The organism is Pseudomonas sp. KnCO4, from assembly GCF_045344305.1.
Classification (GTDB): Bacteria; Pseudomonadota; Gammaproteobacteria; order Pseudomonadales; family Pseudomonadaceae; genus Aquipseudomonas; species Aquipseudomonas anuradhapurensis.
Window position 1 is genome coordinate 2,112,440 of the sequence record NZ_CP174199.1, and the last position, 13,703, is coordinate 2,126,142.

The 13,703-nt window shown below is 65.2% G+C and carries 11 protein-coding genes; 5 read left to right on the top strand and 6 right to left on the bottom strand.

Going from position 1 to position 13,703, the window contains the following annotated elements; all coding sequences use genetic code 11:
* The first annotated feature begins 8 nt into the window (after positions 1 to 8).
* Positions 9 to 3,155, top strand: coding sequence for a CusA/CzcA family heavy metal efflux RND transporter (locus ACJA3S_RS09875; protein WP_406821666.1), 3,147 nt, complete (start codon positions 9 to 11; stop codon positions 3,153 to 3,155).
* A 32-nt stretch (positions 3,156 to 3,187) separates the two neighbouring features.
* Here ACJA3S_RS09875 and ACJA3S_RS09880 read toward each other — a convergent pair whose 3' ends face one another.
* Positions 3,188 to 4,525 (bottom strand): MFS transporter, encoded by a 1,338-nt coding sequence (locus ACJA3S_RS09880; protein WP_406821667.1) that lies wholly within the window; start codon positions 4,523 to 4,525, stop codon positions 3,188 to 3,190.
* Between the two features lie 154 nt (positions 4,526 to 4,679).
* Positions 4,680 to 5,363, bottom strand: coding sequence for a FadR/GntR family transcriptional regulator (locus ACJA3S_RS09885; RefSeq protein WP_406821668.1), 684 nt, complete (start codon positions 5,361 to 5,363; stop codon positions 4,680 to 4,682).
* A gap of 275 nt (positions 5,364 to 5,638) precedes the next feature.
* Between ACJA3S_RS09885 and ACJA3S_RS09890 the strand changes: the two genes are divergently transcribed.
* From ACJA3S_RS09890 to ACJA3S_RS09905, 4 genes are read left to right on the top strand one after another with little or no spacing between them, the layout of a single operon-like run.
* Positions 5,639 to 6,424, top strand: a complete 786-nt coding sequence (locus ACJA3S_RS09890) for a transporter substrate-binding domain-containing protein (protein ID WP_406821669.1) — start codon at positions 5,639 to 5,641, stop codon at positions 6,422 to 6,424.
* A gap of 22 nt (positions 6,425 to 6,446) precedes the next feature.
* Positions 6,447 to 7,112, top strand: coding sequence for an amino acid ABC transporter permease (locus tag ACJA3S_RS09895; protein WP_170029301.1), 666 nt, complete (start codon positions 6,447 to 6,449; stop codon positions 7,110 to 7,112).
* Entirely contained in the window at positions 7,109 to 7,759 is a 651-nt protein-coding gene (locus ACJA3S_RS09900; protein WP_186685054.1) for an amino acid ABC transporter permease, read from the top strand. The genes ACJA3S_RS09895 and ACJA3S_RS09900 overlap by 4 nt, the downstream gene beginning before the upstream one ends.
* Positions 7,746 to 8,480, top strand: a complete 735-nt coding sequence (locus ACJA3S_RS09905) for an amino acid ABC transporter ATP-binding protein (RefSeq protein ID WP_406821670.1) — start codon at positions 7,746 to 7,748, stop codon at positions 8,478 to 8,480. The genes ACJA3S_RS09900 and ACJA3S_RS09905 overlap by 14 nt, the downstream gene beginning before the upstream one ends.
* Before the next feature lie 7 nt (positions 8,481 to 8,487).
* Here the strand turns inward: ACJA3S_RS09905 and ACJA3S_RS09910 are convergent, their stop codons facing one another.
* From ACJA3S_RS09910 to ACJA3S_RS09925, 4 genes are all read right to left on the bottom strand, one after another.
* Positions 8,488 to 9,246 (bottom strand): hypothetical protein, encoded by a 759-nt coding sequence (locus ACJA3S_RS09910; RefSeq protein WP_406821671.1) that lies wholly within the window; start codon positions 9,244 to 9,246, stop codon positions 8,488 to 8,490.
* A 150-nt stretch (positions 9,247 to 9,396) separates the two neighbouring features.
* On the bottom strand, positions 9,397 to 11,547 hold the full coding sequence (locus ACJA3S_RS09915; RefSeq protein ID WP_406821672.1) for a TonB-dependent receptor: 2,151 nt from the start codon (positions 11,545 to 11,547) through the stop codon (positions 9,397 to 9,399).
* 68 nt (positions 11,548 to 11,615) lie between these two features.
* Positions 11,616 to 12,026 carry a DUF2946 family protein gene (locus ACJA3S_RS09920; RefSeq protein ID WP_406821673.1) on the bottom strand — a complete coding sequence of 137 codons (411 nt, stop codon included), beginning with the start codon at positions 12,024 to 12,026 and terminating at the stop codon, positions 11,616 to 11,618.
* Between the two features lie 91 nt (positions 12,027 to 12,117).
* Positions 12,118 to 13,689 carry a diguanylate cyclase gene (locus ACJA3S_RS09925; RefSeq protein WP_406821674.1) on the bottom strand — a complete coding sequence of 524 codons (1,572 nt, stop codon included), beginning with the start codon at positions 13,687 to 13,689 and terminating at the stop codon, positions 12,118 to 12,120.
* Between the last annotated feature and the right edge of the window lie 14 nt (positions 13,690 to 13,703).

A 13,703-nucleotide genomic window follows, 5' to 3' on the forward strand; every position in this document is an offset into this window, starting at 1 on the left:
ACCCCTGCATGTTCGAACGCCTGATTCAATTCGCCATCGAGCAGCGCCTGGTGGTGCTGCTGACCGTGGTGCTGATGGCCGCGGTGGGTATCCACAGCTACCAGAAGCTGCCGATCGATGCTGTACCGGACATCACCAACGTCCAGGTGCAGGTCAACACCGCCGCGCCCGGTTACTCGCCGCTGGAGACCGAGCAGCGCATCACCTTTGCCATCGAGACCGCCATGGCCGGCCTGCCCGGGCTCAAGCAGACCCGCTCGCTGTCGCGCTCGGGCCTGTCCCAGGTCACGGTCATTTTCGACGACGGCACCGACCTGTTCTTCGCCCGGCAACTGGTCAATGAGCGCCTGCAGGTAGCCCGCGAACAGCTGCCCGACGGCATCGAAGCGGGCATGGGGCCGATTTCCACGGGGCTGGGTGAAATCTTCCTGTGGACAGTGGAGGCCGAGCCGGGCGCCCTCAAGGAGGACGGCACGCCCTACACCCTCACCGACCTGCGGGTGATCCAGGACTGGATCATCAAGCCGCAGTTGCGCAATGTGCCGGGGGTGGCCGAGGTGAACAGCATCGGTGGCCATGCCAAGCAATACCTGATCGCACCGGAGCCCAAGCGCCTGGCGGCGTACAAGCTCACCCTCAACGACCTGGTGGCGGCGCTGGAACGCAACAACGCCAACGTTGGCGCCGGGTATATCGAGCGCAACGGCGAGCAATGGCTGATTCGCGCGCCGGGCCAGCTGGCGTCGGCCGAAGACATTGCCAATATTGTCATCTCCAGCGTCGACGGCACGCCGATCCGGGTCAGCCATGTCGCCCAGGTGAGCCTGGGGGAAGAGTTGCGCTCGGGTGCGGCCACCGAAAACGGCCGGGAAGTGGTGCTGGGCACCGTGTTCATGCTGATTGGCGAGAACAGCCGTACGGTGGCCCAGGCGGTCGCTGCCAAGTTGCTGGAAATCAACCGCAACCTGCCCAAGGGCGTGGTTGCCGTGACGGTCTACGATCGCACCAATCTGGTCGAGAAAGCCATCGCCACGGTGAAGAAGAACCTGGTCGAAGGCGCCATTCTGGTCATCGCCGTGCTGTTCCTGTTCCTCGGCAATATCCGCGCGGCGCTGATCACGGCCATGGTCATCCCGCTGTCGATGCTGTTCACCTTCACCGGTATGTTCGCCAACCAGGTCAGTGCCAACCTGATGAGTCTTGGTGCGCTGGATTTCGGCATCATCGTCGACGGCGCGGTGGTGATCGTGGAAAACGCCATCCGCCGCCTGGCCCATGCCCAGCAGCGGCATGGCCGCATGCTGACGCGTGCCGAGCGCTTCCATGAGGTGTTTGCCGCGGCACGTGAGGCACGCCGACCGCTGATCTATGGGCAACTGATCATCATGGTGGTGTACCTGCCGATCTTTGCCTTGACAGGGGTGGAGGGCAAGATGTTCCACCCCATGGCCTTTACCGTGGTCATGGCCTTGCTCGGTGCGATGCTCCTCTCGGTTACCTTCGTACCGGCGGCCATTGCCCTGTTCGTCAGCGGCAAGGTCAAGGAAGAAGAAGGCTTGCTGATGCGCACGGCGCGCCAGCGCTATGCGCCGCTGCTGGCCTGGGTACTGGGCCGGCGCCGGCTGGCGTTTGCCGCTGCCGCCAGCCTGGTGCTGCTGTCCGGGCTGCTGGCCAGCCGCATGGGCAGCGAGTTCATCCCCAGCCTCAGCGAGGGCGATTTCGCCCTGCAGGCCCTGCGTGTGCCGGGCACCAGCCTGTCGCAGTCGGTGGACATGCAGCAGCGCCTGGAGCAGGCGATCATTGCCCAGGTGCCGGAAGTGCAGCGGGTGTTCGCCCGCACCGGCACCGCCGAGATCGCCGCCGACCCGATGCCGCCGAACATCTCCGATGCCTATGTGATGTTGCGCCCGCGCGAGCAATGGGCGGACCCGGGCAAGCCGCGAGAGGCACTGATTGCCGAGGTACAGCGTGCCGCGGCCAGCGTGCCGGGCAGCAACCATGAGCTGTCGCAGCCGATCCAGTTGCGTTTCAACGAGCTGATATCCGGAGTGCGCAGCGATGTGGCGGTGAAGCTGTACGGCGATGACATGGACGTGCTCAACCGCACCGCCGCGCAGATCGCCAGCAGCCTGCAGGGTGTGCCGGGCGCGTCCGAGGTAAAGGTCGAGCAGACCACCGGCCTGCCGGTGCTGACCATCGACATTGACCGCGACAAGGCGGCGCGGCATGGCTTGAATGTCGGTGACGTGCAGGATGCCATCGCCATAGCCGTAGGGGGGCGCACGGCCGGTACGCTGTATGAAGGCGACCGCCGTTTCGACATGGTGGTGCGCCTGTCGGAACCCTTGCGTACGGATGTCGACGGGCTGGGCAGCCTGTTGATTCCGGTACCTGCCAGTGCGGCGACGGGCACTGGGCAGATCGGCTTCATCCCGTTGTCGCAGGTGGCCGCATTGAACCTGCAACTGGGGCCGAACCAGGTCAGCCGCGAGGATGGCAAGCGGGTGGTGGTGGTCAGTGCCAATGTGCGTGGCCGCGATCTGGGCTCGTTCGTCAAGGAGGCTGAACAGACGCTGCTCGCGCAGGTGCAGGTTCCGCCGGGTTACTGGACCCGCTGGGGCGGCCAGTTCGAGCAACTGCAATCGGCGGCTGCGCGCTTGCAGGTGGTGGTGCCGGTGGCTTTGCTGCTGGTCATGGCCTTGTTGTTGATGATGTTCAACAACCTCAGGGATGGCCTGCTGGTATTCACCGGCATTCCGTTTGCCCTCACTGGTGGGGTGCTGGCGCTGTGGTTGCGGGACATTCCGCTGTCGATTTCCGCCGGCGTGGGCTTCATTGCCTTGTCGGGGGTGGCGGTGCTCAACGGGCTGGTGATGATTGCCTTCATCCGCGGCCTGCGCGAGCAAGGGCGCACGCTGCGCGCGGCGGTCGAGGAGGGCGCGCTGACGCGCTTGCGGCCGGTGCTGATGACGGCACTGGTGGCGTCGCTGGGGTTCATCCCGATGGCCTTGGCCAGCGGGACCGGGGCGGAGGTGCAGCGACCGTTGGCGACGGTGGTGATTGGCGGGATCCTGTCCTCCACCGCACTGACCTTGCTGGTGTTGCCGGCGTTGTACCAGTGGGCGTATCGGCGCGAGGAGGGGCAGGAAGGTTGAGATTGCCGGGGCCGCTTCGCGGCCGCGAATGCTCAGACTGTACGACGAGCCGCAACCCGCACACCGTCGCCTTCCACCTCATCATGCAAGGAAATCCGGGAAGTCTCCGGCAACGCCAACCCGCCCAGCAACGCCACCAGCGCGATCACCACCAGGTAGAACGCGGGGGCCAGGCTGCTGCCGGTCTGCCCGATCAGCCAGGTCGCCACCAGCGGCGCGGTACCGCCAAACAGCGTGTAGGCCACGTTGTAGGTAATCGCCGAAGCGGTATAGCGGGTACGGGTAGGGAAGCTTTCCGAGAGCAACGCCGCAGTCACCACGCCACTGCACAACGCCCCGACCGCCAGCAGGATCACCCCCAGCAGCGCGCCAGCTATCGAACCGGAGCTGGCCAGCCAGTAGGCCGGGAACACGCACAGCATCACCCACAGGCAGGTGAAACCGATGGTCCTGCGCCGCCCGACGCGGTCCGAGAACGCCCCGGCCAGCGGGCAGCCAACAGCGGCGAACAGCAAGGCCACCGTGGTTACCAGCAGCGCCTGCGCCCGGGTCAGGTTGCCGACCAGCTGCAGGTAAGTGGCAAAGTAGGTGGTGAACATGTAGAACGACAGCGCGGTGAGCGAGATGAACGCGCCCAGGTTGCGGATCGCCCGGCCATGGTGGCGCAGGGTTTCCTTGAGCGGCGAATGCTCATGCGCCTTGCCTTCGGCGAGGGCTTCGCGGAACGCCGGGGTTTCTTCCATGCGCCAGCGCAGGTACAGGCCAACCAGCCCCAGCGGTGCAGCGATGAGGAACGGGATGCGCCAGCCCCAGGCATTCATGGCTTCGGCCGACAGGCTGGCCTCCAGGCCATAGGCAATCACCGCCGCGCAGGCAAAGGCGGAAAAGGTCGAGACCGGCACGAAGCTGCCATAGAAGGCACGCTTGTCGTGGGGTGCATGCTCCATCAGGTAGGCACACGCCCCGGCATACTCGCCACCGGCAGAAAAGCCCTGCAGGCAGCGCGCCAGGGTCAGCAGCGCGGGGGCCGCCAGGCCGATGCTGGCATAGGTCGGCAGCAGGCCAATCAGGGTCGTCGAGCCGGCCATCAGCAGAATGGTCAGCGACAGGATGCGTTTGCGTCCCAGGCGGTCACCCAGCGCGCCGAACACGATGCCGCCCAGCGGGCGCAGGGCAAAGGCCACGGCGAACACGGCGAAGGTTTTCAGCAAGGCCACGCTGGCGTCTGTGCTGGCGAAGAACTGACTGGCGATCAGGGTAGCGAGAAAGCCATAGACGGCGAAGTCGAACCACTCGACGAAATTGCCAATGGCCGAGGCGGCGATCACCCGGCGCAGGGTGGCGGGGGATACCTCATGCGATGCAGACATACGGAAGCTCTCCGGTTTCCATAGGCAGCCTGGAAGAAGGTGGCGCGCTTCAGCGCGCCATCGTTGTTATCAGCGCCAGTAGACCGAGTCGGGCAGCGGCGTGCTTCGTTCAGGGCGACCTTGGGATGCCTGTTTCGACCGCTTCGGGCAGGCGCTACACCGCAAACACCACGCCGGTGCGTGAAGCGGCATTGCGAATGTGCTCGTGCATTGCCTTGTGCGCCGCAGCCTGTGAACGACGGCACAGGGCGCGAAGAATCTTGCGGTGTTCCTGCCAAGTCTCCATGGCCCGCTCCGGGCGAATGAACGGCAGCTTCTGGCTTTCCAGGAAGATGTCCTGGCTGGCAGTGATCACCTGCAGCATGGCGTGGTTGCCACAGGCTTGCAGCAGCAACTGGTGGAAAGCGAAGTCCAGCTGGGCGGCGGCTTCGAAGCGGCCGGCACGAAGCTCCTGGCGCATCGCCTCGACATTTTCCTCAAGGCGGTCGATGTCGTCTGCCGTCAGCGCCAGTGCCGCCTGACCGGCGGCAAACCCTTCCAGGGCATAGCGCAGCTGGAAGGTGTCGCTGGCCGACACCTGTTCGGCATAGGGCCAGGCGAACGCCGCGGGCGGCGGCACCTGGACGAACACACCCTTGCCCGGTTGCACGCTGACCAGGCCCAGGGCGCTGAGCGATGACAGGGCCTCGCGCAACGACGCCCGGCTGACCCCCAACTGCTCGGCCAGGTCGCGCTGCGAGGGCAGGGCATCGCCGGGCTGATAGGCACCTTCATCGATCAACTTGCGGATGCCTTGCAGGGCCTGTTCGGGGACGGCGCGGGGGAGTGTATCGAGCATGCTGTTCAGACCGGTCGGAGGCGATGACCTTGGCTTTTTACGGCTATTGCCCGGTGCTGGCAAGCGTTGCGCCGCGCTGGCGCAAGCTGCAGCGGGGCTGCACAAAAGCGGGGCGTAGGCGTGTGGCCGTCCATCGGCGCCGGCTGACTGTTCAGACCAGTAAGACCGTGCAATGCCGCCCTTCACCACGTTCGTGCAGGGGGGGCCTTCTCTGGCATGCCCTGTGCACTGCCCAGCCGGCACCTTCCTTCCGTTGATCTCTGCGAGGCCGTTCGATGAAGACATTCCGCACCCTGTTCCTGGCCAGCCTGTTCTGCAGCGGCACCCTGGCACTGCCAACCGCCCAGGCCGATGCGCTGGCCGACATCAGCGCCCGTGGCGTACTCAAGGTGGCGGTGCCGCAGGACTTCCCACCGTTCGGCTCGGTCGGCCCCGACCTCAAGCCCCGTGGCCTGGACATCGATACTGCGCAGCTGCTGGCCGACAAACTGGGCGTAAAGCTGGCCCTGACCCCGGTGAACAGCACCAACCGCATCCCGTTCCTCACCACCGGCAAGGTCGACCTGGTGATCTCGAGCCTGGGCAAGAACCCCGAGCGTGCCGCGGTAATCGACTTCTCGCGCCCCTATGCGCCGTTCTACCTGGCAGTGTTCGGCCCGGCCGACGTGGACATCGCCGGCATCGACGCGGTCGCCGGCAAGACCATCAGCGTCACCCGCGGCTCGATCGAGGACATGGAACTCAGTGCCGTGGCGCCCAAGGGCGCGGTGATCAAGCGCTTCGAAGACAACAACTCGACCATCGCCGCCTACCTCTCCGGCCAGGTCGAACTGATCGCCAGTGGCAGTGTGGTGATGGCGGCCATCGCCGAGAAGAACCCGGCCAAGGTGCCGGTGGTCAAGGTCAAGCTCAAGGACTCGCCGGTCTACGTGGGCTTGGCCAAGAATGAGCCGGCGCTGCTGGAAAAGGTCAACGCCACGCTGGACGCCGCCAAGGCGGACGGCAGCCTGAACCGCAATGCCGAAAAATGGCTGAAGCAGCCGCTGCCGGCGGACCTCTGAGTGTTGCCTGGAGCCTGTCGACATGGCCTATGAATTCGACTTTGCCCCCGTGCTGGGCCAGGCCGACCTGTTGCTCAAGGGCGCCGGGTTCACCCTGCAGCTGACGGCGGTTGGCACCCTGCTGGGGGTGGCCATCGGCGTGCTGGGCGCCGGTGTACGTGCCTGGCGCGTGCGGCCTTTCGATGCGTTGTTCGGCCTGTATGTGGAGTTGATCCGCAACACGCCGTTCATCGTCCAGCTGTTCTTCATCTTCTTCGGCTTGCCGGCGCTGGGCCTGCGCCTGACCGAGTGGCAGGCGGCGGTGCTGGCCATGGTGATCAACCTGGGCGCCTATTCCACCGAAATCATCCGTGCCGGCATCCAGGCCATTCCCAAGGGCCAGCTGGAAGCGGCTGCGGCATTGGCCATGAGCCGCTTCGAAGCGTTCCGCCACGTGGTGCTGCAACCCGCGCTGGCCAAGGTCTGGCCGGCGCTGTCGAGCCAGATCGTGATCGTCATGCTGGGTTCGGCGGTGTGTTCGCAGATTGCCACCGAAGAGCTGTCATTCGCCGCCAACTTCATCCAGTCGCGCAACTTCCGCGCGTTCGAGACCTACTTGCTGACCACCGCGCTGTACCTGCTCATGGCCATCCTCCTGCGCCAGTTGCTGGCGTGGCTGGGGCAGCGCCTGCTGATGGGGAGACGCTGATGGATTTCACCTTCTGGGACATTCTGCGCAACCTGCTGATCGGCCTGCAATGGACCTTGCTGCTGTCGCTGGTGGCGTTCCTCTGCGGTGGTGCTGCCGGCTTGCTGGTGCTGGTCGCACGGCTGTCCGGGCAGCGGCTGTGGCGCGGCCTGGCGCGCGGCTATATCGAGCTGTTCCAGGGCACGCCGCTGTTGATGCAGCTGTTCATGGTGTTTTTCGGGATCGCCCTGTTCGGCCTGGATGTGTCGGCATGGATGGCTGCGGCCATTGCCCTGACGCTGTTCACCAGTGCCTTTCTCGCCGAAATCTGGCGCGGTTGCGTCGATGCGATCCCGCGTGGCCAGTGGGAGGCTTCCGGCAGCCTGGCGCTGAGCCGGCTGGAGCAGCTGCGCCACGTCATCCTGCCGCAGGCGTTGCGTATCGCCGTGGCGCCGACCGTGGGCTTTTCGGTGCAGGTGGTCAAGGGCACGGCAGTCACTTCGATCATCGGTTTCACCGAGCTGACCAAGACCGGCGGCATGCTGGCCAATGCCACATTCGAACCGTTCATGGTCTACGGCCTGGTCGCGCTGGGCTATTTCATTCTCTGCTATCCGCTCTCGTTGAGCGCCCGTTACCTGGAAAGGAGGCTGCATGCCCCTGCTTAGAGTGTCTGCGTTGCACAAGTACTACGGCGATAACCACGTGCTCAAGGGCGTCGACCTCAGCATCGAAGAGGGTGAGGTGGTGGCCATCATCGGCCGCAGCGGCTCGGGCAAGAGTACCCTGCTGCGTACCCTCAATGGCCTGGAGTCGATCAGCGACGGGGTGATCGAGGTGGACGGGGAATACCTCGACGCCAGCCGCGCCGACCTGCGCGCCTTGCGCCAGAAGGTGGGCATGGTGTTCCAGCAGTTCAACCTGTTCCCACACCTGAGCGTGGGCGAGAACGTGATGCTGGCGCCGCAGGTGGTGAAGAAGGCCAGCCGCGCCGAAGCGCGCCGCCTGGCCGAGCAGATGCTGGCGCGGGTGGGGCTGGCGGAGAAGTTCGATGCCTACCCCGACCGGCTCTCCGGTGGCCAGCAACAGCGCGTGGCGATCGCCCGCGCCCTGGCCATGTCACCGAAAGTGTTGCTGTGCGACGAGATCACCTCGGCGCTCGACCCCGAGCTGGTCAATGAAGTGCTCGGGGTGGTGCGCCAACTGGCCAGCGAAGGCATGACCCTGGTCATGGTCACCCATGAGATGCGCTTCGCCCGTGAAGTGGGCGACAAGCTGGTGTTCATGCACCAGGGCAAGGTGCATGAAATGGGCAACCCGCGTGAGGTGTTCGCCGCGCCGCAAACAGCGGAGCTGGCCAACTTCATCGGGGCAGTGGCGTCGGCCTAGCTGCGTTTCATCGCACGCCGACTTTCCAGGGGGCATATTCCATCTCGCTGTAGCCCTTGGCCAAGCCATCATCTTCGGCCTTGAAGCCCGGCAGGTTGGCCAGGTCCAGTGTCATGCAACGGTTGTTCAGGCGGGCCTGCAGTTTGCCATCGAGGCGGAAATCGTCCGGCCGTAGCGGGTGAGGGTAGATCTGCACCAGGCAGCCTTGCACCTTGCCCTGGGCATTCGCCTGGTAATACACCGAGGCCCGGCCAATGCTGTCGACCGGCAGGTTGCCGAACAGCTGCTGCCAGAAGAAATCACGCTGCGCGTTGCTCCGGCGCCGTGCGGTGCCAGGCGCTTGGGCGGACGCCGGCAGTACCACCAACAGCGGCGCACGGATTTGCGCCGTACCGTTGTCCTTGCGCAGCGCCTGGGGCACCACGGGATAGATGGTGTTCCAGCATTGCGCCTCCACCACGCCGGCCAGTGACTTGAAGTCGGTGCGGACCAGTACGGCAGGCAGTTGGTTTTCGTACCGCAGCGGCGCCCTGCTGGCTTTGCAACTGACCGGTGCAGAGGATGAGTCGAGTTCGACCTCCAGCATGACCACGCCGATTTGCGGGCCCGTATCAGCGGTGGCGATGCCCAGCCTCAACGCTTGCTGCATGTCGCTGACGAACGCCCGGCGAGCCTGTTTTTCCGCCTCGGAGGCGCGCTGGTGCTGGCAACCTGGCAACGCGATGAGTGTGGCGGCCACAAGTACGGGAAACAGCGTTCTGAACACAGGGACTTCCTTGATGAGGCAGGAGCGAGCGTCTTGCCGCGTGGATGAAGGCCTGCATTATCCGTCAGGACGGTCTGGGATTCTGTGCGGTTGTGTGTAGGAAATGTCTGGTTCGGCGGTATCGGCGCCAGGCCGACACCGCCTTGCACATCAGAAACGCAGGTCCAGCGCCAGCTCGAAGGTACGTGGTGGCCCCATGTAGTACTGGCTGTTGTAGGCCTGCTTGGCATAGACCTCATCGGTCAGGTTGCGTACCCGCCCGGTCAGGCTGGTGGTTGCATCCAGCCGGTAACGGGCGAATGCGCCGAACAGGGTGTAGGCCGGGGCCTTCAGGCTGTTGGCATTGTCGGCATACACCGAGCCCACGTAACGCCCGTCCGCGCCCACCGACCATCCCGGTGAAAGGCTGTAGGTCAGCCACAGGTTGGCGACGCTGGCCGGCACGTTCACCGGTGCATTGCCCTTGCGCGACACCGATACGCCGTTGACCGCCTCGTTGAATTCATCGTACTGGGCATCGACGTAGGCGTAGTTGGCTTCGGCCAGCAACTTGGGGGTGACCTGCAGGCGCCCGGACAACTCAATGCCCCGCGAAGTCTGCTGGCCGGCCTGGACCGTAAGGTTGGCGTCGTTGGCATCCCGCACGGCAAAGTCCTTGCGCACGATCTGGTACAGCGCCAGCGTGGCCGCGCCGCGCCCGTCGAGGAAGTCGAACTTGCTGCCTACTTCCCACTGCTCTCCCTTGGACAGGTCGAACAGGCCAACGTTGGAGTAAGTCGCTGCCGCCAGCGAACCGGCCGGCAAGTCGGCGGAAGTGCTGTACTGCGCATACACGCTGGCAGAGGGGGTCAGTGCGTAGGTCAGGCCGACACGCCCTGACAGCGGCTCCCAGCGCCGTTCGAAGTAGGCTGGCGAGGTTGGCGTTACCGGGCCGTAGTTGGTCACCTGCATGGCCAGGTAGTCGTAGCGCAATGCGCTCAGCAGGGCCAGGCGCTCGGTGAGTTGCAGGCGGTTTTCGGCAAACACGGCGCGGTTGCTGACCTGGTGGCGGCGCTGCTTGGTCAGGCCGGCGTTGACCCCGGGGATGTCATCGAAGCTGCCGGGGGCGAAGTGCTCGGCATCGACCACGTCGCTCCAGCTGCTTGAGGTGGGGTACAGCGTCTGGCGCATGGTTGAGTATTCGAGCCCCAGCGACCACTGGCTGGTCAGGCCGAACAGCTGGTTGTCGTGGCGCAGCTCGATGCGGTTGCCCAACAGGTTATGGTCGTGGCGTTGCAGGTAGGGGCTGCTGCGCCGGACCTTGCCATCGTCGGTGTAGCGGTAGCGTTCGAGGTTGCGGTAGTCGCGCTGGGCGTTGTAGTGGTACAGCGTGTTGTGCACGCTGGTGCTGTCGCTGAGCTGGTAATCGAGGATCGAACGCAGCCAGCGTACCCGCTGCTCATAGCGACCATCGCCGACGTTGTAGTTCTCGAAGCGGCGGCTGTTGTCGATTTTCATCGTGCTGCGCCCGGGCAGGATCGGCGAGCCCCAGTAAGGGCTGTCTTCGCGATCTTCCTGGTACTCCAGGGCCAGGGTGTGGGTGAGGTTGGGCGCGAGGTCGCTGAGCAGCGACAATGCCAGGCTGTCGGTGTGCCGTTCGTTACGGTCGACGTAGCCGTTGCCGTGCCCGCGGCTGAAGTCCAGGCGCAGGAAATGGCGGGCGTCGGCGGGGTTGCTGGCCAATGCCTGGTTGATGCCGAAGGCTATCTCGCTGTCGTCGAAGCTGCCGTAGCGGATCCGCCCGTCAACGGTCTGCTGGTCGCGGCTGGCCAGCTTGGTGAGGTAGTTGATCGAGCCACCCACCGCACCTGCACCATGCAGGAACGACGACGGCCCGCCGATCAGTTCGACGCGATCGAGCACCCAGGCATCTACCGGCCGGGTGGCGCTGCTGTAGCCGAGGTTGATGCCGTTGTACAACTGGGTGACCTGGTTCTGGGTAAAGCCACGGTAGGCGACGAAGCCGCCAAAGCCGGGATTGGCCGAGGCGTTTACCCCGGTCATGGCGTTGATCACCTCCTGGCTGTCCCGGGCGCCGCGTTCCTCGATCAGGCGGCGGTCCGAGACACTGACCGAGGCGGGCGTTTCCCGGGCGGTGAGGCCGAGGCGAGAGCCGGTGCGGATCGGCTCGTCCAGTTGCACGCCGCTGGCGGCGTCGCGGTCACCGTCGATGGTGGTGACGCTGAGTTGCAGGGGGGCGGTGTCCGCCCAGGCAAGGCTGCAGGTGCCCATGAAGAGCACCAGGGAAGTATGGCGAAGCATGTTGGCAGGTTTTCCACGCAAAGGTCATGGCTGACCGCGGGCGCGCCGGCAGGCGCGCCCGGCTGAGGTCAGGCGAAATGAAGAGCAGCTGCGGGGAAAACGAAGGGGGGAGCGCGAGGGGTGAGGGCTGGGCGCAGGTGGCGTGGCGGCGGTTGCGCCCAGCTGCGTATCACCATGGGCGAAGTGGCCACGGCCTGGGCCGGGGTGAACGACCAGCCGCCACTGTTGAGCGGCACGGCCAGGCCGAACGAGGAGCACACCGGGCAGTCGAGCTGGGCCATGTGCTGGTCGCCGCCAGTGCCCTCGAGGTCGATGGCCATGCCGTGCTCGCCGTCGAGCGAACAGAAACTGCCTTGCAGGCCCGCCAGGCGCAGGCCGCCCATCTGGCCATGGTGCAGGCCGCACAAGGCCAGGCTGAACAGGACGCTGGCGTAGAGCGTCCAGGCAGTCAGCAGGCGAATGTGGCGGGTGGTTTTCATGGCGCGAATCTACCACCCGGATGAACGGTCGGGTAGCGCTTTTGCGCGCGATGCCTGAGCGCTGTCCTGCAACCTTGATCAATGCAAGATGTCAGGCAATGACAACCTGGTTGCGTCCCTCCTGCTTGGCCCGGTAAAGCGCCCGGTCGGCGGCACTCAGCACATACCCTGGCTCGCCACCAGCCTCGCCTTCCCAGTGCGCCACCCCCAGCGAAATCGTCACCGCACCTACTGGCTCGACCGGGGTATCCTGCACCGTCACCCGTAGCCGCTCGGCCACTACCGCCGCCACGTCCGGGCTGGCCCCGGGCAACAGCATCAGAAACTCCTCGCCGCCGGTACGGCACAGCAGGTCACCTTCCCGGCAGCAGCGGCGCATCAACTCCGCTAGCCGGCGCAGTACCTGGTCGCCAACTTCGTGGCCATGGTTGTCATTGACCCGCTTGAAATGGTCGATATCCAGCACGATGGCGGCAAACGGCCGCCCTTCGGCCTCCAGCAGTGACAAGCTGAACTCCAGGCTGCGGCGGTTGCCCAGGCCGGTCAGCGGGTCGGTCTGGGCGTCACGGTTGAGCCGGCCGATGCGCTCATGCAGCAAGTTGAGGCCGAACAGCAGTGCGCGTTTGAGCTGCGCTGCCTCGAAGTACCAGGCCGACACCCGATGCAGGCGCTCGGCGGTGCCGGCGCGGTCCATCGAGCGCGCGCCGGCGGCCAGTTGCCACAGTGGCCGGGCAATGATCATGGCCAACCACCACAGCAGCAGGCTGCCTACCAGGGCCAGGGGTACCGAGATACCCACCACGTTCAGGATCAGCCGGTTCAACGGCGCTACGGTCTGCGCCAGCGGCTGCTGCGCCACCACCCCCCAGCCGGCGCTGGGCACGGTGGCGAAACCGGCAACCATGGCCACACCGTGGCTGTTGGTCAGCTGGCGGGTGCCATTGCCCAGGGTCGCCAGCTGGTCGATCAAGATATTGCCTTCAACCACTTTGCCCACCCGCTGGCCATCGGGGTGATAGAGCAGGCGACGGTTGCGGTCGACCACGTACAGGTACGAACCGTCCTTGTAGAAATGTTCGCCCAGCAGGCTGTTGAGGATGTTGCGCTCACGCAGGTACAGGCTACCCCCCACGTACCCCAGGTAGCGACCGTTGCTGTCGAAAATCGGGTGCGACAAGGCCACCACCAGGTTGTTGGCCGCCGATATGTAGGGCGTCGATACCAGCGGGCTACGCGCCTGCAATGCTTCCTGAACACCAGGCGATTGCATGCGGCTGCCGACCAGATGCCGCAGCGGCGCAGGGGAAATGGCCAGCAGCACGCCGTTGGCATCGAGCACGAAGGTGGAGTTGAAGGCCATGCTCTGGCTCAGCACACGTTCTGTTTCAGCCTGCAGCGCCTGGGCATCACCCAACTGCCGCGCTTGCACGCTGGCACTGAACGACAGCTGTTGCTGGGCATTGCTGATGAAGGTCTCGGTAATGCTGGCCAGCTTCGTCGCATACACCCGGTTGGCTTCCAGGGCGTGGTCGATCAGCAACTGGCGCTGCACCCGGTAGCTGGCAAAATAGCTGGCGCACAGCATGACCAAGGCGGTAAGGGCGCAAAGCACCAGGATGAGGGTGCGTAGATCCAGGCGCAATCCGTGCTTGCTGTTTGGCAATCCTGACCTCGAAT